Source organism: Mycobacterium sp. 852002-30065_SCH5024008, assembly GCF_001665645.1.
Classification (GTDB): domain Bacteria; phylum Actinomycetota; class Actinomycetes; order Mycobacteriales; family Mycobacteriaceae; genus Mycobacterium; species Mycobacterium paraffinicum.
Window position 1 is genome coordinate 1 of the sequence record NZ_LZSZ01000139.1, and the last position, 770, is coordinate 770.

Consider the following 770-nt stretch of genomic DNA (forward strand, 5'->3'; position numbering starts at 1 on the left):
AGATGGCCCGCACCGACAAGTCGGTATTCAGGCTGGTGTTGACCGCCGCGATCAGGCGCATCGCCGACAACGAATCCCCACCCAACTCGAAGAACGAGTCGTCGACCCCGACGCGTTCGAGTCCGAGGATTTGGGCGTAGATGTCGGCCAGGATTTCCTCGGTGGGAGTGGCTGGGGCGCGGTAGCGTTCGCTGTCGGTGTAGTCCGGTGCCGGTAGCGAGCGGGTGTCGAGTTTGCCGTTGACCGTCAGTGGTAGGGCGTCGAGCACCATGATCGCTGCCGGCACCATGTAGGCCGGTAGCCGCTGCGCCAGCTGGGCGCGGATGGCCACCGGATCGACCGTCCCAGAAGCAGACTCGGTGACGTAACCCACCAGGTGCTTGTCGCCGGAGCGGTCCTCGCGGGCGATCACCACCGCCTGCCCGACCCCGTCTAGACCGGTCAGGGCTGTCTGAATTTCGCCGAGCTCGATGCGGTACCCGCGGATCTTGACCTGCTCATCGGCACGTCCCGCATACCGAATCTGGCCGTCGTCGCCCCAGCACACCAAATCCCCGGTCCGATACATCCGCGCCCCGGCGCCCCCGAAGGGGCAGGCGACAAACCGCGACCCGGTCAACCCGGACCGGCGCCAATACCCGACCCCCACGCCGCGACCCGCCACATAGAGTTCGCCGACCACCCCGGCCGGTACCGGGCGCAACCACTGATCCAGCACCAACAGTGCTGCCCCCGCCACCGGCGACCCCACCTGTCTCTTATACACATCT

General features: G+C 66.8%; 1 protein-coding gene. It reads right to left on the bottom strand.

The genetic code is table 11. The annotated features are described in order from the left end of the window. Nucleotides 1–770: non-ribosomal peptide synthetase (locus A5781_RS17565; RefSeq protein ID WP_156624761.1), on the bottom strand; the 770-nt coding region annotated here is incomplete at both ends.